Here is a 26,383-nt window from a genome sequence, read left to right on the forward strand (position 1 = left end):
AACAGCCGAACAACCAAAGGGAGGGCCGGACCAATGGCCGAGACGGACGAGAGCGGCTACCGCGTCGTACGCAATGACGAGGAGCAGTACTCCATCTGGCGAGCGGACCGGGAGCTCCCGGCCGGCTGGCAGGCCGAGGGCACGCAGGGCACCCGCCAGGAGTGCCTGGACCACATCGCCGAGGTGTGGACGGACATGCGCCCCCTGAGCCTGCGCCGCCGCATGGCCGCGGCATCCTGAACGGGGGCACGAACGCCGGTCGGCGCGGCTGAGCCGCGGGGGAACCGAGCCCCGCCGACCGGTGCACCACCCGGGGCCGCACGGAGCCCCGCGGGCGATGGCGCGCGGGGTGAGGTGCTGCCTCCGTACGGGTTGACCGGCGATACGCGCGCGGTGGCCGGACGTGGCCGACCGGACGCCACCGCGGGCCCGGGCGTGGCTCACCGCAATCCGGTACCCGGCGGCGGGACCCGCGCAAGCGACCGATCGCCCCGGTCCTCGTGAGCGCGGGCCTCGTCCGGCCTGGGTTCGCGTGAGCGGCGTCCACCGGAGCCGCAGCGCGGCCGGGTCACGCTCCTGGATCCGGGCCGGAGGTTCCGGTAACGCGCCCGCCCCGTCCTCCGGGTCCCCGCCACCGGCCCGCGGTCCGCGCGGGACCTGCGCCCCCACGTGCCTGCACGTGCCTGCGCCGCCCCGGCTCTGGGACCGTGAAGACGCCGTCGAGTACCCGCACCCGCCCCCCGGCCGGAATCGGCGGCTCGCCCAAGTGGGCCAAGTGCAGGGTCTGTTGCACGGAGCTGAGTTCCCCGTACCGTGCCACCAGCGGAGCGGCCGGCAGGCCGGAAAGTGCGCGGGACCGCCCCATGGCATGCCCGAGCTCGGTCCCCGCCATCCGCTCCGCACCCCGTGCGCAGGGCCCGGGAGGTCTTTCCGTTCTCCAGCTGTACCGCGCCGCGTCACGAACCGATCCCCGTCCGGTACCCCGGGACCGCTCTCCTTGGGGCGCCCCTCGACATCCCCCTCACCCCCAGAGGTCGTCACCCCATGGCTGAACTCAATCGCCGCAGGTTCCTGCAGATCGCGGGCGGAACCGCCGCGGCCGCGATGCTGAACGAGAGCATCGCCCGCGCGGCCGCCATCCCGGCCCAGGGCGCCACCGGCACCATCCAGGACATCGAGCACATCGTGGTGCTCATGCAGGAGAACCGGTCCTTCGACCAGTACTTCGGCTCGATGAAGGGGGTGCGCGGTTTCGGCGACCCGCGCCCCGTCCTCCAGGACAACGGGAAGTCCGTCTTCTACCAGTCCAACGGGACGAAGGACATCCTCCCCTTCAACCCCCAGGTCACCAACCTGGGCATGCAGTTCGTCGAGGGCCTCAACCACGACTGGGCCGGCGGCCACGCCGCGTACAACAACGGCAAGTACGACAAGTGGGTCCCGGCCAAGACGGCCACGACCATGGCGTACATGACGCGGAACGACATCCCGTTCCACTACGCGCTCGCCGACGCCTTCACCGTGTGCGACGCCTACCACTGCTCGTTCATCGGCGCGACCGACCCGAACCGCTACTACATGTGGACGGGCCACACCGGCAACGACGGAACCGGCGGCGGCCCCGTCCTCGGCAACCAGGAGGCCGGCTACGGCTGGAAGACCTACCCGGAGCGCCTGGAGGCGGCCGGGGTCTCCTGGAAGATCTACCAGGACGTCGGCGACGGCCTGAACGCCGCCGGCGGCTGGGGCTGGATCAGCGACGCCTTCCGCGGCAACTACGGCGACAACTCGCTGCTCTACTTCAACAGCTACCGCAACGCCCAGCCCGGTGACCCGCTGTACGAGAAGGCCCGTACGGGCACCAACGCCAAGGCGGGGGAGAGCTACTTCGCCAAGCTGCGCGCCGACGTCGTGAACGGCGCGCTGCCCCAGGTCTCCTGGATCGCCGCGCCCGAGGCCTTCAGCGAGCACCCGAACTGGCCAGTCAACTTCGGTGCCTGGTACATCTCGCAGGTCCTGGACGCGCTCACCGCGAACCCGGCGGTGTGGGCGAAGACGGCGTTCTTCATCACCTACGACGAGAACGACGGCTTCTTCGACCACGTCGTCCCGCCCTACCCGCCCGCCTCCGCCGCCTGGGGCCTGTCCACGGCGGACGTCACCCGCGACCTCTACGCCGGTGGCGGCGGCTACGCGGCCGGCCCCTACGGCCTCGGCCCGCGCGTCCCGATGATCGTGGTCTCCCCGTGGAGCAAGGGCGGCTACGTCTGCTCCGAGACCTTCGACCACACCTCGGTCATCCGGTTCATGGAGAAGCGCTTCGGCGTGCAGGAGCCCAACATCTCGCCCTGGCGCCGCGCGGTCTGCGGCGACCTGACCTCGGCGTTCGACTTCACGCGTGCGGACGCCTCGCCCGCGGCCCTGCCCTCCACCGCCGGGTACGTCCCGCCGGACCACAACGCGCACCCGTCCTACCACCCGGTGCCGCCGGCGACGGGCTCCCTGCCCAGGCAGGAGGCGGGCCGCAAGCCCACGCGCGCGCTGGGCTACGCCCCGTACGTGGACGGCAAGGCGGTCACCTCCACGGGCCAGTTCACCCTGACCTTCTCCTCCGGTCCCGCCCTCGGCGCGCACTTCCACAGCACCTCGGGCAACCGGACCGACGGCCCCTGGCCCTACACGGTCGAGGCGGGCAAGACCCTCTCGGACACCTGGAGTACCAGCAGCTCCACCGGCAACCAGATCAACCTGACGGTCTGGGGTCCGAACGGGTTCCTGCGCACCTGGAAGGGTCCGGCGAAGAAAGCCGGTCCGGAGGTCACGGCCCGCCACGACGCGGCGACCGGCAACCTGAAGCTGACGCTGTCCAACTCCGGCACGGCGGCGGTCGACCTCACGGTGACCAACGCCTACGGCGGCGCCGCCCAGACCCTGCGGGTCGCGGCGGGCGGCACGGCCACGTACACGGCGGACCTCTCCACGACGGGCCGCTGGTACGACGTGCAGGTCGTCTCCGGCGCGGACGCCACCTTCCTGCGCCGCTTCGCAGGCCACGTCGAAACCGGCGCCCCGGGCCTCTCGGACCCGGCCATCAAGACCGTCTGACGCGGTCGTCCGGTGCGCGCAGCAGTCGCCGTTCCAGGACCGGCAGGTCCGCGGGACGGTGGCTGCGGGCGTGCCGCAGCAGCAGGTCGCGGGCGGTGTCCGGGACGCGCCTGCGCTTGGGTGGCGGGTGGTGAACGCCTCGCTCGCGAAGAACCGCACGGCCCCGTCCAGGCCGCCGCGGTCGGTTTCCCGGACCGCCCAGGCGAGTTCGTCCGTGGGCTCGGCGGCGAGCAGCCGCACCGGCGCCTCCACGGCCAGCACCGACGCCGCGCCCGTCCCCCGCGGCCTCGGCGCCCCGAGCCAGGAGAACACCAGGGCGGCCCGCACCCCGGGGCGGTCCGGTTCCTCCCCCCGCGCCAGGGCGGCGGCGTACTCGCGCAGCCGCGGGGGCGCAGCCCGCGCCCAACGGGCCCGGTGCCGGGCCGGGATCCCCTCCGCGGCGGCGGGCGCGAGCAGGCGCGCCAGCGGCTTCGCGCGGGACAGGTCCACGGCCCGCACGCACTGCCCGCCCGGCTCGTACAGCGTCACGCGGCCGTCGTGCCCACAGCACGGGCAGTCGTCGGATCCGTCCGGTCCGTGGTCCGGCGGCCATGCGGCGAGCAGCTCCCGGACCTCGCCGGGCTCGTGGATCTCGTACTGCGCCGGGTGGTACGGGTGCGTCGCCGGTCCGGACGCGGCCGCCCGGCCGGTGGAGACGGCGGCGCGCACCGCGCGGGAGAGGGGTTTCACGGTGTGATCGTAGATCCGATGGGCAGAACGTACGGCGTCCGTCCAGCCACGCCCCGTCACCGAGGGAGAACGCATGGCCATCGCCCACCGCAGGATCGGCACCGGCCCCGTCCGCGTCATCGTGCTGCACGACTGGTTCGGCACCTGCGCCAACTGGGGCTCCGCCCTCGACTACCTGGACCCGGAGGGTTTCTCGTACGTCTTCCTCGACTACCGCGGCTACGGGGACCGCCGGGACGTCCCCGGCCGCTACACCCTCCCCGAGATCGCCGACGACGTCCTCGCGCTCGCCGACGAGATCGGCTGGGACACCTTCTCCCTCATGGGGCACTCCATGGGCGGCAAGGCCATGCAGCAGGTGCTGGTCCGGGCCCCCGAACGGATCGAGAAGCTCATCGGGATCAACCCGGTCCCCGCCGCCCCGTACGAGATGGACGACGCGACCCACGCCCTCTTCCACGGCGCCGCGGGCAGCGCCGAGCACCGGCGGACCATCCTCGACCTGGTCACGGGCCACCGCGCGGGACGCCACTGGCTGGACCGGATGGTCGCCCACTCCCTGGGCGCCTCCCGACCGGAGGCCTTCGCCGCCTACCTCGCGAGCTGGCAGCCGCTGGACCTCTCCGCCGCCGTCAAGGGCAGCACCGTCCCCGTGCTGGTCCTCGTGGGGGAGAACGACCTCGCCCTCACCCCCGAGGTGATGCGGGCCACCTGGCAGGTCTCCTACCCCGACTGCCGCGTCCACCCCGTGGCCGGCGCCGGGCACTACCCGCCGCACGAGACCCCGGTGGCCTTCGCCGCGGAGGTGGAGAGGTTCCTGCGGGGATAGCCCGGGGCGGACGCGAAAAACCCCCGGGGTACGAGGAAACCTCGTACCCCGGGGGATCAGGGTGAGTGACGGGACTTGAACCCGCGGCCACCTGGACCACAACCAGGTGCTCTACCAACTGAGCTACACCCACCACGAAGGGCGGCGAACGCCCGTCGATGTGCACGCACAGCATAGCTGATCAGGAGGGTGGTCCCGCCACGCGTTATCCGGCCGCGGCGTGCGGCGAGCGCCCTCGCCCGGCCCCCGCCCCGCCCCCGTACGGGCGCCGCGGCTACTTCAGGGCCGCCTTCGTGGCCACGATGATCAGCCCGAGGAACAGGTTCACCACCCCCTCGGCCGCCAGCTGGCCGCGGCTGGCGCCCGCCCGGGCGGCGCCGACGCACGCCCACAGGACCTGCTGCGCCACGGAGACGCCCATGGCCAGCCAGGCCGTCCCCCAGTAGTCCAGATCGAGGAGGGCGCTCAGGGCGACGGCGGCCGCGGGCAGGACGGCGGCCTCCACGATCGGCCACTCGTGGAGCGCGACCCGCCGGATCTCGCGCCCGCTCCACGGCTCGCCGAGCACCCGCTCCCCGGCGAGGTGCGCGTAGACGTGCGTGGCCCAGAACACCAGGCCCGTGACCAGCAGGAGCAGGATGAGATGGAGCCGCGGCCGGTCGCCGACCGTGGTGGCCGTGGCCACCACGGAGGTGGCGAGGAGGGAGCCGTACACGGCCCCGGCGGAGTCGGTCCGCAAGGCGCGGTGCGGCCCGCTGCGACCTGCGGACATGCCACTGGGGATGCTCACGCCCCCCACGATAGGGAGCCCGCCCCCCGTCGCCGCCCGGGCACGCCGGGCCGTCCGGGCGGGGAAATCAGGGCCCCAGCACCACCACCGACTCGGCCGGGACGTGCACGCGGCCGTCGGGGCCCGGGTGGTCCACCGGGTCCCAGGCGGCCAGCACCCGGACCCCGTTGCGGCCGAAGGCGATCGTCACCGGCTCGGGGGACAGGTTCACCGCGACCCGTACGTCGCCGCGCCGGAAGGTCACCCAGCGGCGCTCCTCGTCGTAGGCCACGCGCACCGCCGCGAGGTCCGGATCGCGGAGGTCCGGGTGGGTGCGCCGGAGGGCGATCAGCGTCCGGTACCAGGCCAGCAGCCGGTCGTGCGGGGCGCGTTCCGGCTCCGCCCAGTCCAGGCAGGAGCGGTCCCGGGTGGCCGGGTCCTGCGGGTCCGGGATCTCCTCCGCCTTCCAGCCGTGCGCCGCGAACTCCCGGCGCCGGCCGCTGCGCACCGCCTCGGCGAGCTCCGGGTCCGGATGGTCGGTGAAGTACTGCCACGGCGTGCCCGCGGCCCACTCCTCGCCCATGAACAGCATCGGCACGAACGGCCCGGTCAGCGCCAGCGCCGCCCCGCACGCCAGCAGCCCGGGGGAGAGGGAGGCCGCGAGCCGGTCGCCCAGCGCCCGGTTGCCGATCTGGTCGTGGGTCTGCGTGTAGCCGAGGAAGCGGTGCGCGGGCGTGCGGCGCCGGTCCACGGGGCGGCCGTGGCTTCGGCCCCGGAAGGAGGACCAGGTCCCGTCATGGAAGAACGCCCGGGTCATGGTCTTGGCCAGCGCGGCGAGCGGCGCCTCGGCGAAGTCCGCGTAGTACGCCTGGGACTCGCCCGTCAGCGCGCAGTGCAGGGCGTGGTGGAAGTCGTCGTTCCACTGCGCGTGCAGGCCCAGGCCCCCGGCCGCGCGCGGGGCCGTGGTGCGCGGATCGCACCGGTCGGACTCGGCGATCAGGAACAGCGGGCGGCCCGTCTCGGCGGCCAGCCCGTCCACGGCCGCCGACAGCTCCTCCAGGAAGGTCAGCGCCCGCTCGTCGGCGAGCGCGTGCACCGCGTCCAGCCGCAGCCCGTCGATCCGGTAGTCCCGCAGCCAGGCGAGGGCGCTGCCCAGCAGGTACGCGCGCACCTCGTCGGAGCCGGCCGCGTCCAGGTTGACCGCCGCGCCCCAGGGGGTGTGGTGGGTCTCCGTGAAGTACGGGCCGAAGGCCGGGAGGTGGTTGCCGGAGGGGCCCAGGTGGTTGTGGACCACGTCCAGCACCACCCCGAGCCCGGCCGCGTGCGCCGCGTCCACGAACCGGGCCAGCCCGGCCGGGCCCCCGTACGGCTCGTGCACCGCCCAGGGCGCCACCCCGTCGTACCCCCACCCGTGCCGGCCGGGGAAGGGGCAGACCGGCATCAGCTCCACGTGCGTGATCCCGAGCGCGGTCAGGTGCCCGAGACGGGCGGCGGCCGCGTCGAAGGTGCCCTCGGGGGTGAAGGTGCCGATGTGCAGCTCGTACAGGACCGCGTCCTGGAGCCGGGTGCCGGGCGCCGGCCCCCGCGGGGTGAGCGGCTCGAAATCGACCACCGCCGAGAGGCCGTCGGGCCCGTCGGGCAGCCGCCGCCCGCGCGGGTCGGGCCGTACGGTCTCCTCCCCGGCGGTCACGCCCACCAGGAATCCGTACCGGTCCCCGTCGGCGGCCGGGGCCTCGGCGGTCCACCAGCCGGCCCGGTCCGGATCGCGTGCCATCTCGTACGTCGCGCCGCCGAGTCGCAGCGCGACCCGGTCTGTCTGCGGTGCCCACACCTCGAACTGCACGGACGGTTCCCCTCGTCTGCTGCGGTACCCGGAACGTGTGCCGGGCCCATCATCGCGTGGACGGCCGGAGGAGTTCTGGACACTCCGGCCCTGACGGGCCGACAATCACCCTGTGACGTCGAGTTTCGAGTTCCCCGCCTTCCCGGTAGCGCGCCTCTCGGACGCGGAGCGCGACCGGGCGCTGGAGCAGCTCCGCGAGGGTGCGGCCCTCGGCAAGCTGTCCCAGGACACGTTCCTGCGCCGTATGGAACTCGCCCTCGTCGCCCGCCGTTCCGAGGACCTCGCGGTCCTCACCGCCGACCTCGGCGTCCGCGGGAACGGCGAAGGCGCCTGGACCCGCCGCGTCTTCGGCTGGGTGGGCCGGGTCTCGGCCGTGTCCGCCGGGGTCCGGCGGGCCTGGAACGCCGAGCGGCTGCCGAAGCTGCTGCTGCCGCACCCGAGCGCGCGCTCCCTGAGGATCGGCCGCGACCCGGGGAACGGGCTGCGGCTCACCGACGAGACGGTCTCCCGGGTCCATGCCGAGCTCGGGATGCGCGACGGGGTGTGGGTGCTCACGGACCTCGGCTCCTCCAACGGCACCACGGTCAACGGCCTTCGGGTGACCGGCTCGGTGGTGGTCCGGGACGGGGACCAGATCGGCTTCGGCCGGATGAACTTCCGGCTCTCGTCGAGCTGAGCCGTGTCCTTCAACTGATCACGCCGGGCCCGATGACGGTGCCCAGGGAACACGCAGACCCCGAGCGGCAGCCGCCCGTCGTACGCCCGGCACGCCCCGAGGACCTGCCCCGCCTCGTCGAGCTCGTCCACGAGCACGTCGCGTACGAGAAGTCCGCGCCCCGGCCCGCGGGCCCGGCCGACCGGCTCTGGCCACAGCTGTTCGCGGACGGAGCCCGGCTGTGGGTGCTGCCGGCCGGAGCCCCGGACGGACCGGTCGCCGGATACGCCGCGTGCTCCGCCGAGTTCGCCTTCTGGGACGCCCGGCACCACCTGCACGTGGACTGCCTCTACCTCGCCGAGGAGGCCCGCGGCCACGGCCTCGGCGCCGCCCTGATGGCCGCGGTGGCGTACCTCGCCCGCTCGTTCGGCCTCGACCAGGTCCAGTGGCAGACCCCGGACCGGAACGAGGGCGCGATCCGCTCCTGCGACCGGCTCGGCGCCACCGGCGCCCCCAAGCGCCGCTACGCCCTGGCCGTCCCGCCGTCCGGGGAGCCGGCGGCCGGCGCCGGGGGGACACCTCCTACGCACTGACCGCCCCGTCGGGCCCGGCCGGCCGGCCGGGCTCCCCGGCCCCGTCCGGCCCCTCCCCGTCCAGCCCCTGCGCGACGAGCCGCTCGAACGCCGCCAGGACCGTACGGGACTGGTGCTCGACCTGGGTGGCCACCGGGATCCGGCGCGCCCGGAACCGGGCCCCGAACTCCTCGCACCAGCCGGTGACGAGCCGGTCCAGCCCCGGGGCCGCCGGATGCCCCTGGGCCCGGAGCACCCGCAGCAGCATCGAGGCGGCGCGCAGCGACAGCCGCCGGGCGAAGGCGTCGATGCTGCTGATGGAGGCCGCCGTCGCCTCGGCGGGGGCCCCGGAGCCGGTCCACTCCACGGTGATCCGGGGGATCAGCGCGAGCGTCCAGTCGACGGCGCGCAGCAGCGCGGCCGCCTCGGCGTCCGCGCCGGGGCCCGGGTGGCTTCCGGGGCCCGCCGCGGGATCCGCTCCCGGTTCCCGCGCTGCCGGCCCGTCCGCTCCCGGCCCGTCCGCGCCCGCCCCCGGTACGAACGCCCCCGGTACGAACGCCCCCGGTACGAACGCTCCCGGCCCGCCCGCCCCCAGGACGAACGAGCCCGGTACGAAGGCCCCCGGTTCGCCCGGCCCCGGCAGCCGGTCCCGTACGCGGGCCACCAGCGCGGCGTCGGCGGCGAGCCGCGCCGCCAGGACCCGCAGGGCTCCGCGCGGGTCCGGGTGCGGGGCCGGGTCGTCCACCAGGTCGGAGGCCCACATGGGAACTTCCACGATGGCGGTGGTGCCCGCGTAGCGGTGCGCGTGGTACCAGGTGCTGAGCCGGGTGTCCTCCGGGTGGAACGCCCCGTTCGGGTCGGCCCCGGCCTGCGGCATCACGAAGATCCCGGGGCCGGGGGAGGGCCAGCCGGCCGCGTCCGAGGCCCCGGTCTCCACCGGGATCCGCAGCTCGGCGGCCGATTTGGCGAACGGCTCCGCGAGGCCCGGTATGTCCCGGGTGAGCTGGACCCAGGACCCGCCGAGGTCGGTGCCGTGCAGGGAGACCTGGAGGGCGGGGCGCAGCTCGTCGATGAGGGCGGTCAGCGCCAGGGTCTCGGGCGGCAGCCGGTCCGGAGGCAGTAAAGACGGCGCCCACTCGGGCTGTTCCGGACCGGGGGGCCTGAAGAAGTTGCGGTGGTAGTCGACCAGGGAACGGGGCCGGGGCGTGCGGTGCAGGGCCGCCCCGTCGGGATCGGCGCACAGCAGGAAGTGCCAGCCGCGGCCCGCGCGCACCGCCGGCTCGCGCAGTACGCGCCGGGCGAGGGCGAGCGCGGTGGCGCCGCCGACGGGCTCGTTGGCGTGGGCCCCGGCGACGACGAGCACGCCCGCGCCCCGCGGACGGCCGCCCGGCTCGATGGAGAGCAGCCACAGGGGCCGGCCGCCCCGGGAGGTGCCGGCCCGGCGGAGCCGGGCCGGGCCGGGATGCTCGTCCGCCAGCGCGCGGGCGGCCGAGGCGAGTTCGGACGGTGTGGGGTAGCACATGTCACGGAGGAGGGTCACGTCTCATGCAATGCCCGCCGCGCACGCCCCCTACTGCTCCGCGCGCCCCAACACTTCCCGGAAACCCCTGGCCAACGCCTTGGGGCGGCGGCCCGGGGCGGCCGCCGTGGGGCGGTGGCCTGCTCCGGGATCCCGGGGGCCGTCCTCAGTCGTCCCCGCCCTCGCGCACGAGGAGGGCCACCGGCCGCGCCGAGAGCAGCTCCGCGAGCGGGACCCCGCCCTCGTACGACACCCCCGGGTCCAGCACCGCCGTCCACTTCCCCGGCGGGAGGGGCAGGGCGGTGTCCCGCCAGCCGCCCGCCCCGGCCAGCCGGTGCGCGAGCCGGGTGGCCGCCGCGACGAGCCCGCCCGTACGGGCGAAGGCCAGGCAGTGTCCGGCCGCCGGGCCCCGGGCGTCCAGCGGGGTGTAGCCGGTGAACAGCCCGGGCCGGTCCCGGCGCAGCCGCAGCAGGGCGGCCGTCAGCGCCAGCTTCTCCTCGGCCGGCCCCCGCGGCGCGGCCCCCGCGTCCAGCTTGGCCAGGACCTCCTGCGGGAACCGGGCCGGGCGCCGGTTGTCCGGGTCCACCAGCGCCCGGTACTCCGTCTCGGCGCCCTGGTAGACCTCCGGGACCCCGGGCATCGCCAGGTGCAGCAGCGTCATGCCGAGCAGGTTCGCCCGGGCCGCCTCGTCGAGCTCGGGCGGCAGCTCCGCCTCCTGCTGCGCGTATCCCGCCACCGTCTCCTCGTACGCCGGGTCCTGGTCGGTCCAGCTCGTGTGCAGGGCCGCCTCGCGGACGCCCTTGAGGAGGGCCTCCGCGAGGCGCTCGGCGCGCTCGGGGGCCTCCCCGAGGCCGAGCGCCGTCTGCCGTGCCACCCAAGCCAGTTGGGGATCGGCTCCGGCGGGCCGGCCCATCACCGCGGGGGCCTGGGAGAGGGCCGAGATCCGGGCCCGTACGTCCGCGCTGCGCTTGGTGTCGTGCGTGGACAGCACCGTCCCGGAAGCCGGCCGGTCCCGGTCGAGCTCGGCGCAGTACGCGTGGAACTCGGCGGCCGTCACCGCCGGTCGGCCGGGATCCCCGCCGACCTCGGTGGCCGACAGCAGCGGGGCGTACCGGTAGAAGGCCCGGTCCTCCAGCGACTTGGCCCGCAGCGCCGCCGAGGTCTGGGCGAAGCGGGCCGCGAACGCCGGATCGCGCCGTAGGAGGTCCCGTACGCCCGCCACCGCGCCCGGCCCGGCCGCCGCGGCGGCCTCCGCCAGGGCCCGCGGGTCGAGCTCCGGCCCGCCGGGGTAGGGCCGGTAGACCGGATAGGCGATCAGCAGCTCCCGCACCCCGGCGGCCGGCCCGGGACCCGCGGCCCGCTCCAGCGCCGCCAGCTCGGCCGCCAGATCGCCGGTCAGCACCTCGCGCGCGGCCACCCGGGCGGTTTCCCGCCAGTCCGCGCTGCCGGTGAACTCCTGGTACCGGCACGCCAGTTCGGCGGCGCCCTCGGGGTCGGTGAGCACCCCGTCCACCCGGTACAGGGCGTCGTAGCCGGTGGTCCCGGCGACCGGCCAGGCGGGCGGCAGCCGTTCCTGGCGGGCCAGGATCTTCTCCACCACCACCCAGCAGCCGTCGCCCACCGCCGAGCGCAGCCGCCGCAGGTACCCCTCCGGATCCGCGAGCCCGTCCACGTGGTCGATCCGCAGCCCCTCGGCCACCCCGTCCCGCACCAGCTCCAGCACCTTCGCGTGCGTCGCCGCGAACACCTCCGGGTCCTCCACCCGGACCCCGATCAGGTCCGAAATGGTGAAGAACCTGCGGTAGTTGAGCTCGGTCCGGGCCTCCCGCCACCAGGCCGGCCGGTACCACTGCGCGGCCAGCAGTTCCGGCAGCGCCAGCTCCGCCGTCCCCTCCCGCAGCGGGAACTCCCAATCGCCGTGGCGCAGGAGGCCCGCTTCCCGGTCGGGGGTGAAGTCCTGCGGCCCGGGCGGCTCGGCGAGCACCGGCAGCAGCACCTGCCCGCCGTCCGCCTCCCATTCGATGTCGAACCAGCGGGCGTACGGGGAGTCCGGCCCCTCCCGCAGCACCTCCCACAGGGGCACGTTCAGCCGCAGCGGGGAGGGCACCGCCATGTGGTTCGGGACGATGTCCAGCACCAGACCCAGCCCGTGCTCCCGGGCGGTCCGGGCCAGCGCGCGCAGCCCCGCCTCGCCGCCGAGCTCGGCCCGGACCCGGGTGTGGTCGGTGACGTCGTACCCGTGCGTCGAACCGGGGACCGCCTCCAGCACCGGCGAGAGGTGCAGGTGCGAGACCCCCAGCGAGGCGAGATGGGGTACGACGGCCTCGGCGGCGGCGAAGGGGAACTCCGGCCGCAGCTGGAGGCGGTACGTCGACGTCGGAGTGACGCCTGTCAGAACATCGGATCCCGTCGGCATGCGCTCATACGGCCGGCTCACTTCTGCCTCCTTGCGTGGAAACCCGTGACGCGACAAGACACCTCCTAGCGTTCCCGTTGCGGGGGCTCCTACCGGGGAGCGGGCATTCGAGTACCGATTCTCCGAGGGGGAGGGAGGCCAAGAGAACGTACGTACCCACCTTCGGCCCTCCCGGATTCCGTGTCATGACCCAATGCACCCGATCGGATGCACCGCGTTAGCGTTGATCAAGTGGCCGGAACCGTCAACACCTATCGAAAAGTCATCGCCCTGACCGGGCCCCTCCTCCCGCTCCTCTCCTTCCTCGCGCGACTGCCCGTCGCGATGTCCCAGTTCGGGAGCGTGCTGCTGGTCGCCGAGACCAGCGGTTCGCTCGCCACCGCCGGCATCGTCGGCGGTACCCTCTCCGCGGGCCAGGTGGTCTTCGGGCCCGTCCTGGGCCGGCTCGCCGACCGGTACGGGCAGCGGCCCGTGGTGCCGGCCGCGGCCGCCGTCAACGCGCTCGCCACCGGGGCCCTGGTCGCCGGGGCCCTGAGCGGCCTCGCCACCGTCCCGCTCGCCGCGATCGGCGCCGTCACCGGTGCCTCCGTACCGCTGATCGGGCCGCTGGCCCGGACCCGCTCCGTGTCCCTCGCCCACCGCGCCGGGGCCGACGAGGGCGTGATCGGCGCCGTCCACTCCCTCGAAGGCACCCTGGACGAGGTCTCCTTCGTCTTCGGGCCGGCCCTCGTCGGACTCGCCGCGCTCACCCTGCACCCCGCGATCGCCCTCGGCGGGGCGGCCGCCCTCGTCGCCGTCTTCGGTACCGCGTTCGCCCTGCACCCGACCGCGGCCGTCACGGCCGGCACGCGCCCGAGGACCGCTGCTGCCGGTGCCGGTGCCGGTGCCGGTTCCGGCACTGGTGATGCCGCCCCGCGGCCCGCCCGCCACCCGGGTGTCGTGTACGCCGTCCGGGCCTCCCTGCTCCTCCAAGGCGCCATGTTCGGCGCCTGCCAGGCCGGAATCGCCGCCCTTACCGCTCGTCTGGGCGTCCCCGGCCAGGCGGGCATCGTGTACGCCGCCATGGGGGTGGTCAGCGCCGCCGTGGGCCTCGCCCTCGGCGCGCTGCCGGCCCGGATCGGGCTGCGGGTGCGCTGGCGGGCGGCCACCGCCGCCGCGCTGGTGCTCTCCGTACCGCTGCTCTTCACCCACACCCTGTGGCCGCTGTACGCGGTGGTCACCGTGCTCGGCGCCGCGTACGCCCCGCACCTGATCACCGCCTTCGCGCTGACCGAGCGGGCCGTGGAGCCCGCGCGGCTCGCCGAGGCGATGGCCTACGCCGCCAGTTCGCTCGTGGCCGGCCAGGCCGCGGCGCTCGCCGCCGCCGGGCGGCTCGCCGAGTGGTACGGGCCCGCCGGGGCCTTCGGGGTCGCCGTCGGGGCGGCCGCGTCGGCCCTCGTCCTCGCCCTCGTGGCCGGCGTGCCGACCGCCCGCGCGCACCCCGGGGCGCCGAAGGTCTTCATCCCGGCGCAGCAGACGGCCTCCCCCGAGGGGGAGGGCCCCGCGCGGACTGCGCCGACCGGCTCTTCCGGCTCGTCCGGCTCCTCCGGTTCCTCCGGCTCCAGCGACTCCTCCGGCTCCTCCTACGCCGGGCGCTGAAGCAGCACCAGACACCGACCCGTCAGCGCCACCCGGTCCCCGGCCGCGTACTGCGGTCCGGTGCCGGGTGGCAGTACGTCCGGCCGCGCCGTGTCCACGACGAGCCGCCACTGCGCGCCGTGCCCCGCCGGGATCGTGAACTCCTGCGGATCGGCGCCGGCGTTGAACATCATCAGGAACGAGTCGTCGGTGATCCGCTCCCCGCGCGAGCCCGGCTCCGAGATCGCCTCCCCGTTGAGGAACACCGTCAGCGCACGCGTGTTCTGGTTCTGCCAGTCGCGCGCCCGCATCGGCTCGCCGTGCGGGGTGAACCAGGCGATGTCGGACAGCTCGTCGTTGGTCCCCTCCACCGGTCGCCCGTGGAAGAAGCGGCGCCGCCGGAAGACCGGATGGTCGCGCCGCAGCCACACCATCCGCCGGGTGAACTCCAGCAGGGCGGGCGCCGGTTTGCCCGGCTCGGGCCATTGCACCCACGACAGCTCGTTGTCCTGGCAGTACGCGTTGTTGTTGCCGCCCTGGGTGCGGGCGAACTCGTCGCCGTGGCTGAGCATCGGCACGCCCTGCGAGAGCATCAGCGTGGCCGTGAAGTTGCGCATCTGGCGCTCGCGCAGCTCCAGCACCTCCGGGTCCTCCGTCGGCCCCTCCACCCCGCAGTTCCAGGACCGGTTGTGGGTCTCCCCGTCCTGATTGCCCTCGCGGTTGGCCTCGTTGTGCTTCTCGTCGTACGAGACGAGGTCGTGCAGGGTGAAACCGTCGTGGCAGGTGGTGAAGTTGATGGAGGCCAGCGGGCGGCGCCCGTCGTCCTGGTAGAGGTCCGAGGAGCCGGTGAGCCGGCCCGCGAACTCCCCGAGGGTGCGCGGCTGCCCGCGCCACAGGTCCCGGACGGTGTCCCGGTACTTGCCGTTCCACTCGGTCCACAGGGGAGGGAAGTTGCCCACCTGGTAGCCGCCCTCGCCCAGGTCCCAGGGCTCGGCGATCAGCTTGACCTGGCTCACCACCGGATCCTGCTGGACCAGGTCGAAGAACGAGGAGAGCCGGTCCACCTCGTGGAACTGCCGGGCGAGGGTGGCGGCGAGGTCGAAGCGGAAGCCGTCCACGTGCATCTCGGTGACCCAGTAGCGCAGCGAGTCCATGATCAGCTGGAGCACGTGGGGGGAGCGCATGAGCAGCGAGTTCCCGGTCCCCGTTGTGTCCATGTAGTGCCGGGGGTCGTCCGTGAGCCGGTAGTACGAGGCGTTGTCGAGCCCGCGGAAGGACAGCGTCGGGCCCAGGTGGTTGCCCTCGGCGGTGTGGTTGTAGACCACGTCGAGGATGACCTCGATCCCCGCCTCGTGCAGGGCCCGTACCGCCGATTTGAACTCCAGCACCTGCTGGCCGCGGTCACCGGAGGCGTAGCCGTTGTGCGGGGCGAAGAAGCCGATCGTGTTGTAGCCCCAGTAGTTGCTGAGCCCGTCGTCCACCAGCCGGTGGTCGTTGACGTACTGGTGTACGGGCATCAGCTCCAGCGCCGTCACCCCCAGCTTGGTGAGGTGCCCGATGACCGCCGGGTGCGCGAGGGCGCCGTACGTGCCGCGCAGCTCCTCGGGCAGCTCGGGGTGGCGCATGGTCAGCCCCTTGACGTGCGCCTCGTACAGCACCGTGTGGTGGTACTCGTGGCGCGGCGGGCGGTCGTTGGCCCAGTCGAAATACGGATTCACCACGACCGAACTCATCGTGTGCGGAGCCGAGTCGAGGTCGTTGCGCGAATCGGGCCGGCCGAAGTGGTAGCCGTACACCTCCTCGCCCCAGTCGACGCTCCCGGCGATCGCCCGCGCGTACGGGTCCAACAGCAGCTTCGCCGCGTTGCAGCGCAGCCCGCGCTCGGGCTCGTACGGCCCGTGCACGCGGAAACCGTAGCGCTGCCCGGGCATCACCCCGGGCAGGTACGCGTGGCGTACGAAGGCGTCGGTCTCGCGCAGTTCGACCGCCGTCTCCGAGCCGTCGTCGTGCAGGAGGCACAGCTCGATGCGTCGGGCGGCCTCCGAATAGACCGCGAAATTGGTTCCGGCGCCGTCGTACGTGGCGCCGAGCGGATACGCCTGTCCCGGCCAGACCTGCATGGATACGGCTCTTCCCCTCGTTCCCCCGGCTGGCGGGCTGATGTGTCGGTGCCGATCCGGCGTGGACCGCGTCTCGGCTAGATCTTCCCCGAAAGTGGGCTCGCAAGCGGGGACTTGGGATGCTCCTACCGGGTGACCCGGAGAGCTGATATGCGGGTCAGCCGACCATCTGGGCATCCGATAATGGGTCAACGGACCACCTGCGCACCGATCGTCGGACCCCATCCGGCTGCACCGGGCGCCGAGCTCGGAGTACCCTTCCGTGATCACTGGAGACGGGCGTCCAGACGCAGAAGGCGGTGCACGGGTGAGCTCGGGAGGTCTGGAGCTGCCCCCTGGTGACAGCGGTCACGAGGGCGGCCCGGCGGACGCCCCAGGAGGTGCACCCGGTGGTGCGCCCGGCGGGGTGTCCGGCGGTGCGGCGGCGGGGGTGCCGGCCGGGGCGGTGTCGCTCGCCCCGACGGAAGCCGGGAGCGCGCCGGCCGGGGCCGAGCTGGACTGGGGCGCGGACGCCTGGAGCGAGGTGCGCACCCGCGCGCAGCGGGCCGGCCGTGCGTACATCTGGCTGAATCTGATCGAACAGCGGCTGCGCGCCGTCGTCGGCGCGGTGCTGCGGCCGATCTACGAGCCCGTGCACGGCGGCGACGACTGGGTGGTCGCGGCCGCCGGGCCCGCCGGGCAGGAGTGGGTGCAGCGGGCCGTGGCCGTGCGCGAGGTCAGCCGGCGCAAGGGATACCTGCTGGACCCGGCCGACGACAACGTGCTGAGCTTCCTGACGCTCCCGCAGCTGCGCGAGCTCATGGTCCAGCACTGGCCGTGCTTCGAGCCGTACTTCGACGACCGGCGGGAGATCGAGCTGGCGCTCGACGAACTGGAGGTCACCCGGAACGTGGTCTCCCGCAACCGGGCCCTGTCGCGGGCGGTGCTGGAGCAGGCCGAACGGGCCTCGGCGCGGCTCCTGGAGGTGCTGGGCGGCGGGGCGGGCTCCCCGGGCGCGGACCGGCTGCCGATCGACGCCGTCGAGGACCTGGTGGGCGACCGGTACGCGGACGTCATCTCCGTCCACCCGGACCGGGTGCGGCTCCAGCGACAGCTCCCGGCGGAGGACCTCTTCGGCGGCGCGCGCCGGCTCGACGCCATCGGCATAGGGCTCAACCTGCTGGTGCAGAACTTCTCCGGCCGAAGACTCGTGCGCCTGACGGAGGCCGGCTGCCGGGTCCGGCTGCTGTTCCTGAACCCGGCCAGCAGCGCCGTCAAGCGCCGTGAGCGGGAGCTCGGGCTGCGCAAGGGCGAGCTGAGCCGCTCGGTGGAGATGAACATCCTGCACGTGCGCCGGGTGCGGGCGGGGCTGCGGGACCCCTCGCGGTTCGAGATCCACGTCTTCGACGAGACGCCCCGCTTCACCGCGTACCTGGTGGAGGGGGAGGCCTCGGGCATCGCGGTGGTGCAGTCGTACCTGCGCCGGGCGCGCGGCATGGAGGCGCCGGTGCTGGTCCTGCGGGGCGGCGGCACCCGCGGCCCGGCGCGGGACGCGGAGCACGGACTGTTCCCGACGTACCGCGAGGAATTCGAGTCGATCTGGGAGGACTCCCGCCCGGTGTCATGACTGTCAGTGCCCCGTGGCAGGCTGAAACGCGTAGACCGAAGGTGCACGGGGAGTGCGGGGGAGGGGCGCGGCATGGGGGACTGGCACGGCGGTGTGCTGATCGGATTCGACCTGGAGACGACCGGCACGGAGCCGGGGGAGTCGCGGATCGTGACGGCGGCGGTGGTCGAGGTGCGGGCGGGCGAGGTGTGCGAGCGGCGCGGCTGGCTGGCGGATCCGGGGATACCGATTCCCGACGGGGCCTCGGCGATCCACGGGATCAGCACGGAGCGGGCGGTGGCGGAAGGCCGCCCGGCGCGGGAGGTCGCGGACGAGGTGGCGCGGGCCCTGGTGGAGCACTGGCACCGGGGAGCGGTGGTCGTCGCCTACAACGCGGCCTTCGACCTGACCCTGTTGACGGCCGAGCTGGCCCGGCACGGTCTGCCCTCGCTGGCCGACCGGCTGGGCGGGATGGAGACCGGGCCCGTGGTCGACCCGCTGACCATCGACCGCGCCGTGGACCGCTACCGGCGCGGCAAGCGGACGCTGGAGGCGGTGTGCGGGGTGTACGGGGTCACCCTGGACTCCGCGCACGACGCGGGGGCGGACGCGCTGGCCGCGGTGCAGGTGGCCCGGGCGATAGCCGCCCGGCATCCGGAGGTCGCGGCGCTCACCCCGGCCGCGCTCCACGCCCGCCAGGGCAGCTGGCACGAGCGCTGGGCGCGCGACTTCCAGTCGTACCTGCGCCGCCAGGGCACCCCGGACGCGGTGATCGACCCCCACTGGCCCCTGCGCGAAGCCCTCCCGGCGACGGCCTGACCGCGCCGGCCCGGCCCGGCCTGACCGACACGACTCGGCCTGGCACCCGCTAGGCCGGCCATTCCTCCAGGTACTCGATGTGCAGGCCGCGGTCGGCCGGACGGCAGTCCACGCGCCGGCAGTAGTGCCGGCCGGTGTGGCCGAACACCACGCCGGGGCCCGTGCGGGCGAGATCGGCGAACCGTCCGGCGCCCTCCCGGAGGGCCTGGGCGCTGCCGGTCATGAACAGCGTCTCGCTGTGGATGTCCTGCCGGAAGCGGTCCCGGCTCGCCCACGGCTGCCGGCCCGAGCCCGCGGGCCGTGCGTCCGGATCAGGGACGCGCAGGTCCACGGTGCGCGGCCGTCCGGGGCCGAGCCGGCCGCGCAGCTCCTTCCACCGGGACGGGGCGAACTGCAAGGAGTGGTGCAGCAGGACGAGATCGAGCGGGCGCCAGGTGCCCGCGTACGCTCCGCCCGCCGCGCCTTCCCGGAGCGGCAGGTGGACCAGGGACCGCGGCGACGTGGCCGCGAGGGCCCACAACCCCGCCGCGAGGTGGGCGGCTTCCCGGTCGAACCAGCCGTCCATGGACCAGGGGCCGTCGACCAGCACCGCGCGGGCCGGGACGCGGGCCGGGCGGATGACCTTGAACTCCCTCGCGCCCAGGCGCGCGGTGTGGACCGTGGTGTGCAGCCTCATGGTGCGTTCTTTGATACCGAACGGCTAGAACGCGTGCCACCGCGTTTCCGGGTCCGCCTCGCGCAGGGAGGTGACGCGGCGGCGGAATTCGGCCAGGGCCTTCGGGTTGGCCGGGGCGTGCTGGGCCACCCAGGCGCAGCTGGCCGTTTCGCGGGCGCCGCGGAGCACCGCGCAGCCCTCCCACTCGCGCACGTCCCAGCCGTACGTCGCCGTGAAGGCCGCGTACGACCGCGCGGGCAGGCCGTAGCGGTCGCGGGAGAGGGCCATGACCACCAGGTCGTGCTCGCGCAGATCGGCGGAGACGGTCTCCAGGTCCACCAGGACCGGCCCGTCCGGGCCCACGTGGACGTTGCGGGGCAGTGCGTCGCCGTGGATCGGACCCGGCGTCAGATGCGGGGTGAGGGCGGCCACCTCGCCGGCGTACGCGTCGCGCCGGGCCCGCAGGTACGCCGCGTCGGCGGGGTCGACCGCTTCGCCCGCCAGCCGGAGCCAGCGCTCGACCCCGCCCAGCAGGTCCCGCGCGGGCAGCGCGAAAGGCGCCGCCGGCAGGGCGTGGATCCGGCGCAGCAGCACCGCCAGGTCCTCGGGGCCGGCCGGGCGGACCGCGTCCGGGAGGCGGTGCCACACCGTCACCGGACGGCCCGCCACCAGCCGCGCCCGCGGCTCGGCCGCGCGGACGGCCGGGACCCCGGCGCCTTCGAGCCAGCCGGCCACCGCGAGCTCCCGTTCGGCCCGCTCCAGCAGCGCGGCCTCCCGGCCGACCTTCACCACCAGCTCGCCCACCGCGAACACCGCGTTCTCGCCGAGAGCGAGCAGCGCGGCCGTATCGGACCGCCCCGTCAGACCCGCCGCCATCAGTACGTCCCTGGCCTGCGCCTCGTCCATGCCCTGTCTCTCCGGATCCGGATCCTCGTGAATCCGCCCAGTCTCGCACCCGTGGCCCGCGCCCGGCCGGAAAACCACTTTGCACGAGACGTATCGTCTCGTTAGCCTCGACCCATGACCTCAGCCAAGCCCGCACAGCCCGCACAGCCCGCGCACATCGCCATGTTCTCCATCGCCGCCCACGGGCACGTCAACCCGAGCATCGAAGTCATCCGCGAGCTCGTCGCCCGCGGCCACCGCGTCAGCTACGCCATCCCCGCCCCCTTCGCCGAAAAGATCGCGGAGACCGGCGCCACACCGGTGATCTGGAACTCCACCCTCCCCACCGACGAGGACCCCGAGGCCTGGGGCACCGAGCTCATCGACAACATCGAGCCCTTCCTGACGGACGCCGTCCAGGCGCTGCCGCAGCTCGCGGCGGCCTTCGAAGGCGACGAGCCCGACCTGGTCCTCCACGACATCACCTCCTACCCGGCGCGCGTCCTCGCCCACCGCTGGGGCGTCCCCGCCGTCTCCCTCTCCCCGAACCTGGTCGCCTGGACCGGGTACGAGGAGGAGGTCGGCGCAGCGATGGCGGCCGAACTGCGCGCCACCGGGCGCGGACGGGCCTACTACGCCCGCTTCCGCGCCTGGCTCGACGAGAACGGCATAGAAGAGGACAGCGACTCCTTCACCGGCCGGCCGCGCCGCAGCATCGTCCTCATCCCGCGCGCCCTCCAGCCGCACGCCGACCGCGTCGACGAGTCCGTCCACACGTTCGTCGGCGCCTGCCAGGGCGACCGCAGCGCCTCCCAGGGCACCTGGGAGCCCCCGGCCGCGGCCGCCGGGAAGAAGGTGCTCCTCGTCTCCCTCGGCTCCACCTTCACCAAGCAGCCCGCCTTCTACCGCGCCTGCATCGAAGCCTTCGGGGACCTCCCCGACTGGCACGTCGTCCTCCAGATCGGCACGTTCACCGACGAGGCCGAACTCGGCGCCGTCCCCGCCAACGTGGAGGTGCACCGCTGGGTTCCACAGCTGGACATCCTGCGCCGGGCCGACGCCTTCATCACCCACGCGGGCGCGGGCGGCAGCCAGGAGGGCCTCGCCACCGGCACCCCGATGGTCGCCGTCCCGCAGGCCGCCGACCAGTTCACCAACGCCGACATGCTCCAGGGGCTCGGCGTCGCCCGGCACGTCCCCATGGCGGAGGCCGACGCCCGGACCCTGCGGGAGGCCGTCCTCGCACTCGTCGGGGACCCCGAAGTCGCCGCCCGCGCCGAGGCGATCCGCGCGCAGACGGCCACCGAGGGCGGTACGCGACAGGCGGCCGACCTCATCGAGGCGGAACTGGCCGCGCTGTCGGTGGACCGCCCTATCGTTCGGCCATGACCACGAAGAAGTACGCGGCCCTGCTGCGCGGAATCAATGTCGGCGGGGCCAAGAAAGTCCCGATGGCCGAGCTGCGCGAGGTCCTGACCGACCTCGGGCTGACCGGGGTGCAGACGTACCTCCAGAGCGGCAACGCCGTCTTCACGAGCCCCGAGAAGGATCCGGGCGCCCTCGCCCGCGAGCTGGAGCGGGCCGTCGAGGCCCGCTTCGCCTTCCGGGTGGCCTGCCTCGTCGTCGACGGGGAGTACCTGCGCGCCGTCGCCGAGGCCTGCCCCTTCCCGGCGGCCGAGCTGGAGGGGAAGCAGCTGCACGCCACCTTCCTCTCCGCGCAGCCCGGCGAGGAGCGGTTCGCCTCGATCGACGGGCCCGCGTACCTGCCGGAGGAGTACCGGATCGGCGACCGGGTCGTCTACCTCTACGCCCCGGACGGCCTGGGCCGCTCCAAGCTGGGCGAGGCCCTCCACAAGCCCGCCGTCCTCAAGGGCATCGACGCGACGACCCGCAACTGGAACACCGTCGTCAAGCTCGTGGAGCTCACGGCCGGCTGACGCTACTCCCCGAGCGCGTCGAGTCCGGACAGCTCCTGCGGCGTCAGGCGGATCTTCGCCGCGTCCAGGTTCTCGGCCAGGTGGGCGGGGGAGCCGGTCCCCGGCGTGGGACACAGCACCGGCGAGTGGTGCAGCAGCCAGGCCAGCGCGATCTGCCCCGGCCCCGCCCGGTGTCCGGCGGCCACCGCCGCCACCGCCGCCGCGCTCTCGCGCGCCAGCGCCCCGCTGCCCAGCGGGTAGTACGGCAGGAAGGCGATCCCCCGCGCCGCGCACAGCGCGAGGACCTCCGCCGAGGACCGGTCCAGCAGGTTGTACGGGTTCTGCACGGCGGCGACCGGCACGACCTCCAGCGCCCGCCGCAGCTGTCCGGCGCTCACCGTGTCCAGCCCGATGTGCCGGATCTTGCCCTCCGCCCGCAACTGCGCCAGCGCGCCGAGCTGTTCCGCCTCCGGGACCGCCGGATCGAAGCGGTGCAGCTGGTACAGGCCGATGCTCTCCGACCGCAGCCGCCGCAGGCTGGCCTCGCACATGGCCCGCAGCTGCTCGGGCCGCCCCGCCGCGTGCCACCGGTCGGGCCCGGTGCGCACCACCCCGCCCTTCGTGGCGACGACGAGCCGCTCCCCGTACGGGTGGAGGGCCTCGGCGATCAACTCCTCGGCCAGGCCGGGGCCGTAGTTGTCGGCGGTGTCGATGAGCGTGACACCGCGCTCGACGGCGGTGAGCAGCAGGGCCCGCGCCTCGGTGCGGGTGCCGCGCGGCCCCCAGTAACCCGGCCCGACCAGGCCGCCCGTGCCCAGACCGAGCCGCCGCACGGGCAGTTCCCCGCCGAGAAGGAACTCGTCGAACACGTCATCCGCCATGCCCCGACCGTATCCCGGGGCTCAAGGTGTGCCAGGCTCCGGAGCATGCGTTACATCATCATCGGCGCCGGGGCGATCGGCGCGACCATCGGCGGACGGCTGGCGGAGGCGGGCGCCGAGGTCGTCCTCGTCGCGCGCGGCGCCCACGCCCGGGCCCTCAAGGCGGACGGGCTGCGGCTCACCACGGCGCACGGGACCCGGGTGCACCGGATCCCGGTGGCCGAGGGCCCGGCGGAACTCGGTGAACTGCGGCCGGACGACGTGCTGCTGCTGACCGTCAAGACCCAGGACGCGATCGCCGCGCTCGACGCGTGGGGCGACGCGGAGGTGGCGGGCGGCGGCACGGCGGCGCAGCGGCTGCCGGTGCTGTGCGCGCAGAACGGGGTGGAGAGCGAGCGGCTGGCGCTGCGCCGCTTCGCCCGCGTGTACGGGGTCTGCGTCTGGCTGCCCGCCACCTTCCTGGAGCCGGGCGTGGTGTCCGCGCTGTGCGCGCCGCTGACCGGCATCCTGCACCTGGGACTCGCGGCCGGGGGCGCGGACGCCAAGGCCGGGCGGATCGCGGCCGACCTGGAGAAGTCCGGCTTCGAGGCCCCGGTCGTCGAGGACGTGATGCGGTGGAAGTACGCGAAGCTGCTGGGGAACCTGGGCAACGCCGTCCAGGCGACGACGGGCCCCGAGCCGCACCCGGCCAAGGCGGCCCTGCTGCTGCGCGCCCGGCGGGAGGGGCGGGCGGTGCTCGGGGCGGCCGGGATCGCCCACGCCTCCGACGAGGAGCAGGCGGCGGCCCGTGACGGCAAGGTAGAGCAGCCGCCGGGCGTGCGCGGCGGCTCGTCCTGGCAGTCCCTGCGCCGGGGCACCGGCTCCATCGAGGCGGACTACCTCAACGGCGAGATCTCGCTGCTGGGGCGCCTGCACGGGGTCCCGACCCCGGTGAACGACACCCTCCGCCACGCGGCGAACATCTTCGCCCGCGAGGGGCTGCCGCCGGGCGCCATGGCGGTCGAGGAGCTGACGGCCCTGGCCGACGAGGCGGAGGCCAGGGCCGGGGCAGCCGGCCGGTGAACCAGGCCGCCTGGCCGGGCGGGACCGGGGATCAGGCCGCGGCGAGCAGGGGCACGCCGCGCCGCGCCGCGTCGTAGCGGCGCAGCAGGAGCCGGGCCAGCTCGGGGGCCGCGCCGAGGACGCCGGCCACCAGGTCCGCCCCGGCGGCCTCCGCGCCCGCCTCGATGCGGTCCGGCAGGCGCCCGGGGGCGATGACGTACGGGGCCACCGCCACCCGGCGGACGCCCTCGGCGCGCAGGGCCCGTACGGCGTCCTCCGTACGGGGCAGGCGGGCGGAGGCGAACGCAGGCCGCACGGCGCACCAACCGGTGTGCCGCCACTCCCGCGCGATTTCAGCGATCACTGCGATCGCCTCCGGGTCGGAGGAACCGGCGGACGCGAGCACCACACCGGTGGTGGCGCGGTCCGCCGGGGTGAGGCCCGCTTCCGCGAGGCGGCGCTCCAAGGCGTCGACCAGCAGCGGGGACGGGCCGAGGACGTCCGCGATCCGGACCGAGAGGTCCGGCATCCGGGACGTGGCCTCGGCCAGCACCGCGGGTATGTCGGACTTCGCGTGGAACGCCCGGGTCAGCAGCAGCGGGAGGGCCACGATCTCTCGTACGCCGGAGCCGTACAGGGACGAGGTCACCTGGGGCACCGTCGGGGTGTCGAAGTCGAGGAAGGCCGTCTCCACCCGCAAGCCCGGCCGCAGCGCCCGCACCCGCCGGGTGAGGGCGCGCACGGTCGCCGCGTGCCGCGGGTCGCGGCTGCCGTGGGCGATGACCAGCAGGACGGGGTCGCTCGCGGGTGAGGCGGCGCGGAAGAGGGGAGACATGGCGCGGCTCAGCTCTTCACCAGGAGGCCGCGGTTGCGCAGGACGTGTCGTTCGGCGGGGCTGAAGATGAGGAGGTCGATGGCGATGCCGACGACGAGGATGAGGGTGATGGCGAGGAATACGCCGGGGAGGTCGATGTTGTTGCGGCCGTTTTCGAGGAGTTGGCCCAGGCCCAGGCCGAGGTCGGGGGAGCTGGCGATGATTTCGGCGGCCATGAGGGAGCGCCAGGAGAAGGCCCAGCCCTGCTTGAGGCCGGCGAGGTAGCCGGGGAGGGCGGCGGGCAGGACGATGTGGCGGGCTCCGGTGAGGCCGGTGGCGCCGAGGGTGCGGCCGGCGCGCAGGTGGAGCGGGGGGATCTGGTCGATGCCGGCGACGAGTCCGTTGGCGATGGAGGGGACGGCGCCGAGGAGGATGACGGTGTACATCATGGCGTCGTTGAGGCCGAACCACAGGACGGCGGGGGGTACCCAGGCGACGGAGGGCAGGGATTGCAGTCCTTGGAGGATGGGGCCGATCGCGGCGCGGACGAATGTGACGCGGGCGACGAGGAGTCCCAGGGGGGTGCCGATGGCGAGGGCGAGGAGGAAGCCGAGCAGGCCGCGGGAGACGCTGGTCCAGATGACGTCGAGGAGGGTGCCTGCCAGCCACATCTGGGTCAGGCTGTCCCAGACCGCGGACAGCGGCGGGAGCTTTGTCTCGTCGGTGACCTTCAGGGAGACCAGTGCCTGCCAGACCAGCAGCACCAGGCCCACGGCGATGAACGGAGGGAGGACCTTCTTGACGATGACCTCGCGCGCCGGGGGGCGGTGGGTCTGGACCGCGTCGAGGGCGTCCAGGCCGGCCTCCAGACCGGCCAGGTCGTCCGTCTTCGCCCTCGTGTCAGTGCTGGCCATGGCGGCGGATCTCCCCACGCAGGTGTTCAGTGATCTCTACGGACAGCTCCGCGACGTCCGCGTCCTCGATGCGGCGCGGCTGCGGGATGTCCACGGTCCATTCCTTCACGACCCGGCCGGGGCGGGAGGAGAGCAGGACCACGCGCTGGGCGAGGCGCACGGCTTCGCGCACGTTGTGGGTGACGAAGAGCACGGAGACGTCGGTCTCGGCCCAGATGCGGGTGAGTTCGCCGTGGAGCACGTCCCGCGTGATGGCGTCCAGCGCCGCGAAGGGCTCGTCCATCAGCAACAGCCGACTGTCCTGGGCCAGGGCCCGGGCCAGGGCGACGCGCTGGCGCATGCCGCCGGACAGCTCGTGCACGCGCTTGCCGTGGGCGCCGCCGAGGCGGACCAGCTCCAGCAGGCGCTCGGCCTCCGGCTTGCGGTCGGCCTTGGGCACCCCGCGCAGGCGCAGGGCGAGTTCGATGTTCTTGCCCGCGGTCAGCCACGGGAACAGGGCGTGCTCCTGGAACATCAGGGCGGTCCGGCCGGCGGTCTCGATCGTGCCCGCGGAGGGCTTGTCGAGTCCGGCGACGAGGTTGAGCAGGGTGGACTTGCCGCAGCCGGAGGCCCCCAGGATGGTGACGAACTCGCCGGGCGCGACATCGAGGCTGATGTCGTCCAGGACGAGCTGCGATCCGGCCGGGCCGGAGAAGGACT

At 74.4% G+C, this 26,383-nt stretch carries 21 protein-coding genes, 1 tRNA gene and 1 pseudogene; 11 read left to right on the top strand and 12 right to left on the bottom strand.

Translation table 11 applies throughout. The annotated features are described in order from the left end of the window. Positions 1-33: 33 nt before the first annotated feature. The 3 genes from ACS04_RS32480 to ACS04_RS32495 all read left to right on the top strand — a co-directional run bounded on the left by ACS04_RS32480 (position 34) and on the right by ACS04_RS32495 (position 4,663). On the top strand, positions 34-240 hold the full coding sequence (locus ACS04_RS32480) for an MbtH family protein (protein ID WP_048480446.1): 207 nt from the start codon (positions 34-36) through the stop codon (positions 238-240). A gap of 804 nt (positions 241-1,044) precedes the next feature. Further along, positions 1,045-3,105, top strand: coding sequence for a phosphocholine-specific phospholipase C (locus ACS04_RS32485; RefSeq protein WP_048480447.1), 2,061 nt, complete (start codon positions 1,045-1,047; stop codon positions 3,103-3,105). 802 nt (positions 3,106-3,907) lie between these two features. Further along, positions 3,908-4,663 (top strand): alpha/beta fold hydrolase, encoded by a 756-nt coding sequence (locus ACS04_RS32495; protein ID WP_048480449.1) that lies wholly within the window; start codon positions 3,908-3,910, stop codon positions 4,661-4,663. A 60-nt stretch (positions 4,664-4,723) separates the two neighbouring features. Here the strand turns inward: ACS04_RS32495 and ACS04_RS32500 are convergent. From ACS04_RS32500 to treZ, 3 genes are all read right to left on the bottom strand, one after another. Continuing rightward, positions 4,724-4,796: transfer RNA gene (locus tag ACS04_RS32500), tRNA-His, on the bottom strand. 141 nt (positions 4,797-4,937) lie between these two features. Next, positions 4,938-5,453 carry a hypothetical protein gene (locus ACS04_RS32505; RefSeq protein ID WP_245236669.1) on the bottom strand — a complete coding sequence of 172 codons (516 nt, stop codon included), beginning with the start codon at positions 5,451-5,453 and terminating at the stop codon, positions 4,938-4,940. Positions 5,454-5,520: 67 nt separating this feature from the next. Next, entirely contained in the window at positions 5,521-7,275 is a 1,755-nt protein-coding gene (gene treZ, locus ACS04_RS32510) for a malto-oligosyltrehalose trehalohydrolase (RefSeq protein ID WP_048480451.1), read from the bottom strand. A 112-nt stretch (positions 7,276-7,387) separates the two neighbouring features. On the opposite strand from treZ, the gene ACS04_RS32515 reads away from it, so the two are divergent. Then, positions 7,388-7,951, top strand: coding sequence for a DUF1707 and FHA domain-containing protein (locus ACS04_RS32515; RefSeq protein ID WP_048480452.1), 564 nt, complete (start codon positions 7,388-7,390; stop codon positions 7,949-7,951). Between the two features lie 32 nt (positions 7,952-7,983). Then, positions 7,984-8,523, top strand: coding sequence for a GNAT family N-acetyltransferase (locus ACS04_RS32520; RefSeq protein WP_048480453.1), 540 nt, complete (start codon positions 7,984-7,986; stop codon positions 8,521-8,523). Here ACS04_RS32520 and ACS04_RS39095 read toward each other — a convergent pair. Continuing rightward, positions 8,513-10,042 carry a M14 family zinc carboxypeptidase gene (locus ACS04_RS39095; RefSeq protein WP_078865593.1) on the bottom strand — a complete coding sequence of 510 codons (1,530 nt, stop codon included), beginning with the start codon at positions 10,040-10,042 and terminating at the stop codon, positions 8,513-8,515. The genes ACS04_RS32520 and ACS04_RS39095 overlap by 11 nt on opposite strands. Positions 10,043-10,187: 145 nt before the next feature. Further along, positions 10,188-12,437, bottom strand: a complete 2,250-nt coding sequence (gene treY / locus ACS04_RS32530; protein WP_048480454.1) for a malto-oligosyltrehalose synthase — start codon at positions 12,435-12,437, stop codon at positions 10,188-10,190. A 231-nt stretch (positions 12,438-12,668) separates the two neighbouring features. On the opposite strand from treY, the gene ACS04_RS32535 reads away from it, so the two are divergent. Continuing rightward, positions 12,669-14,075, top strand: coding sequence for an MFS transporter (locus ACS04_RS32535; protein WP_245236670.1), 1,407 nt, complete (start codon positions 12,669-12,671; stop codon positions 14,073-14,075). Here the strand turns inward: ACS04_RS32535 and glgX are convergent. Beyond that, entirely contained in the window at positions 14,060-16,174 is a 2,115-nt protein-coding gene (glgX, locus tag ACS04_RS32540) for a glycogen debranching protein GlgX (protein WP_048480455.1), read from the bottom strand. The genes ACS04_RS32535 and glgX overlap by 16 nt on opposite strands. Before the next feature lie 307 nt (positions 16,175-16,481). On the opposite strand from glgX, the gene ACS04_RS32545 reads away from it, so the two are divergent. Together ACS04_RS32545 and ACS04_RS32550 are read left to right on the top strand one after the other, a co-directional pair. Further along, complete coding sequence (locus ACS04_RS32545; protein WP_048480456.1) at positions 16,482-17,780, top strand: SAV2148 family HEPN domain-containing protein; 1,299 nt, start codon at positions 16,482-16,484, stop codon at positions 17,778-17,780. A 72-nt stretch (positions 17,781-17,852) separates the two neighbouring features. After that, complete coding sequence (locus ACS04_RS32550) at positions 17,853-18,578, top strand: 3'-5' exonuclease (RefSeq protein WP_048480457.1); 726 nt, start codon at positions 17,853-17,855, stop codon at positions 18,576-18,578. A gap of 49 nt (positions 18,579-18,627) precedes the next feature. On the opposite strand, the gene ACS04_RS32555 is transcribed toward ACS04_RS32550, so the two are convergent. Both ACS04_RS32555 and ACS04_RS32560 read right to left on the bottom strand, forming a co-directional pair. Beyond that, entirely contained in the window at positions 18,628-19,254 is a 627-nt protein-coding gene (locus ACS04_RS32555) for a hypothetical protein (RefSeq protein ID WP_048480458.1), read from the bottom strand. 24 nt (positions 19,255-19,278) lie between these two features. Then, positions 19,279-20,139: a phosphotransferase enzyme family protein gene (locus ACS04_RS32560; protein WP_048480459.1), complete on the bottom strand. Its 861-nt coding sequence runs from the start codon at positions 20,137-20,139 to the stop codon at positions 19,279-19,281. Positions 20,140-20,170: 31 nt separating this feature from the next. Between ACS04_RS32560 and mgt the strand changes: the two are divergent. Continuing rightward, a pseudogene (mgt, locus tag ACS04_RS32565) lies at positions 20,171-21,507 on the top strand (macrolide-inactivating glycosyltransferase). After that, positions 21,504-22,055, top strand: a complete 552-nt coding sequence (locus tag ACS04_RS32570) for a DUF1697 domain-containing protein (protein WP_048480461.1) — start codon at positions 21,504-21,506, stop codon at positions 22,053-22,055. The pseudogene mgt and the gene ACS04_RS32570 overlap by 4 nt, the downstream one beginning before the upstream one ends. A 2-nt stretch (positions 22,056-22,057) precedes the next feature. On the opposite strand, the gene ACS04_RS32575 is transcribed toward ACS04_RS32570, so the two are convergent. Then, the gene (locus ACS04_RS32575; protein ID WP_048480462.1) at positions 22,058-22,915 is read right to left on the bottom strand and encodes an aldo/keto reductase; all 858 of its coding nucleotides are present in this window, start codon (positions 22,913-22,915) and stop codon (positions 22,058-22,060) included. A gap of 45 nt (positions 22,916-22,960) precedes the next feature. Between ACS04_RS32575 and ACS04_RS32580 the strand changes: the two genes are divergently transcribed. Beyond that, complete coding sequence (locus tag ACS04_RS32580) at positions 22,961-23,977, top strand: ketopantoate reductase family protein (RefSeq protein WP_048480463.1); 1,017 nt, start codon at positions 22,961-22,963, stop codon at positions 23,975-23,977. A gap of 31 nt (positions 23,978-24,008) precedes the next feature. On the opposite strand, the gene ACS04_RS32585 is transcribed toward ACS04_RS32580, so the two are convergent. The 3 genes from ACS04_RS32585 to ACS04_RS32595 form a co-directional block, all read right to left on the bottom strand. Then, positions 24,009-24,791 carry a sirohydrochlorin chelatase gene (locus ACS04_RS32585; RefSeq protein ID WP_048480464.1) on the bottom strand — a complete coding sequence of 261 codons (783 nt, stop codon included), beginning with the start codon at positions 24,789-24,791 and terminating at the stop codon, positions 24,009-24,011. Between the two features lie 8 nt (positions 24,792-24,799). Next, entirely contained in the window at positions 24,800-25,684 is an 885-nt protein-coding gene (locus ACS04_RS32590) for an ABC transporter permease (RefSeq protein WP_048480465.1), read from the bottom strand. Next, the coding region (locus ACS04_RS32595) for an ABC transporter ATP-binding protein (RefSeq protein ID WP_048480466.1) at positions 25,671-26,383 on the bottom strand (713 nt) is incomplete at its 5' end. The genes ACS04_RS32595 and ACS04_RS32590, both read right to left, overlap by 14 nt.

This window comes from Streptomyces roseus, from assembly GCF_001044425.1.
In the GTDB taxonomy this organism is placed as follows: Bacteria; Actinomycetota; Actinomycetes; order Streptomycetales; family Streptomycetaceae; genus Streptomyces; species Streptomyces roseus.

Bases quoted from the DNA above. Each gene is read 5' to 3' on its own strand.
- ACS04_RS32495 (WP_048480449.1), top strand. From the start codon at position 3,908: ATGGCCATCGCCCACCGCAGGATCGGCACCGGCCCCGTCCGCGTCATC.
- ACS04_RS32575 (WP_048480462.1), bottom strand. From the start codon at position 22,915: ATGGCGGATGACGTGTTCGACGAGTTCCTTCTCGGCGGGGAACTGCCC.
- ACS04_RS32555 (WP_048480458.1), bottom strand. From the start codon at position 19,254: ATGAGGCTGCACACCACGGTCCACACCGCGCGCCTGGGCGCGAGGGAG.
- ACS04_RS32480 (WP_048480446.1), top strand. From the start codon at position 34: ATGGCCGAGACGGACGAGAGCGGCTACCGCGTCGTACGCAATGACGAG.
- ACS04_RS32590 (WP_048480465.1), bottom strand. From the start codon at position 25,684: ATGGCCAGCACTGACACGAGGGCGAAGACGGACGACCTGGCCGGTCTG.
- ACS04_RS32550 (WP_048480457.1), top strand. From the start codon at position 17,853: ATGGGGGACTGGCACGGCGGTGTGCTGATCGGATTCGACCTGGAGACG.
- treY (WP_048480454.1), bottom strand. From the start codon at position 12,437: ATGCCGACGGGATCCGATGTTCTGACAGGCGTCACTCCGACGTCGACG.
- ACS04_RS32485 (WP_048480447.1), top strand. From the start codon at position 1,045: ATGGCTGAACTCAATCGCCGCAGGTTCCTGCAGATCGCGGGCGGAACC.
- ACS04_RS32580 (WP_048480463.1), top strand. From the start codon at position 22,961: ATGCGTTACATCATCATCGGCGCCGGGGCGATCGGCGCGACCATCGGC.
- ACS04_RS32520 (WP_048480453.1), top strand. From the start codon at position 7,984: ATGACGGTGCCCAGGGAACACGCAGACCCCGAGCGGCAGCCGCCCGTC.
- ACS04_RS32570 (WP_048480461.1), top strand. From the start codon at position 21,504: ATGACCACGAAGAAGTACGCGGCCCTGCTGCGCGGAATCAATGTCGGC.
- ACS04_RS32585 (WP_048480464.1), bottom strand. From the start codon at position 24,791: ATGTCTCCCCTCTTCCGCGCCGCCTCACCCGCGAGCGACCCCGTCCTG.
- glgX (WP_048480455.1), bottom strand. From the start codon at position 16,174: ATGCAGGTCTGGCCGGGACAGGCGTATCCGCTCGGCGCCACGTACGAC.
- ACS04_RS32560 (WP_048480459.1), bottom strand. From the start codon at position 20,139: ATGGACGAGGCGCAGGCCAGGGACGTACTGATGGCGGCGGGTCTGACG.